Genomic DNA, 631 nt, shown 5'->3' with positions numbered 1-631 from the left:
TCGTCGTCATGGGCCTGGTCGGCTGGTTCGTGGTCTGGCAGGTCATGGACAACGTCGACAACCTGTCCGACCGCGTCAAGGACGGCATCGAGGAACTCAAGCACTGGCTGCTCGACAGCCCGTTCCACGTCACCGAGCAGCAGATCAACGACATCGCCAAGAACCTCAGCGAGGCCATCGGCGCCAACGCCGAGCAGATCACCTCCGCCGGACTCCAGGGCGTCACCGTCATCGTGGAGGCCATGACCGGCATACTCCTCGCGATGTTCTGCACCCTCTTCCTGCTCTACGACGGGAAGAAGGTCTGGGAGTGGACGCTCAAGCTGGTGCCCGCCCAGGCCCGGCCGGGCGTCGCCGGCGCGGGACCGCGCGCCTGGCGCACCCTCACCGCCTACGTCCGCGGCACCGTCCTCGTCGCCCTCATCGACGCCGTCTTCATCGGCCTCGGACTCTGGTTCCTCGACGTGCCGATGGCGGTGCCGCTGGCCGTCTTCATCTTCCTGTTCGCCTTCATCCCGCTGGTCGGCGCGGTCATCTCCGGAGCCCTCGCCTGCCTCGTCGCCCTCGTCACCAACGGCGTGTTCACCGCCCTCATGGTGCTCGTCGTCGTCCTCGCCGTGCAGCAGATCGA

At 67.0% G+C, this 631-nt stretch carries 1 protein-coding gene; it reads left to right on the top strand.

Going from position 1 to position 631, the window contains the following annotated elements:
- On the top strand, positions 1-631 hold a 631-nt coding region (locus CCN37_RS37940), incomplete at both ends, for an AI-2E family transporter (RefSeq protein ID WP_143262054.1).

The organism is Allokutzneria sp. NRRL B-24872 (genome assembly GCF_002155965.1).
Lineage (GTDB): Bacteria > Actinomycetota > Actinomycetes > Mycobacteriales > Pseudonocardiaceae > Allokutzneria.
Note: the sequence above shows the minus strand (reverse complement) of the source record. Positions and strands in the feature narration are given on the sequence as shown.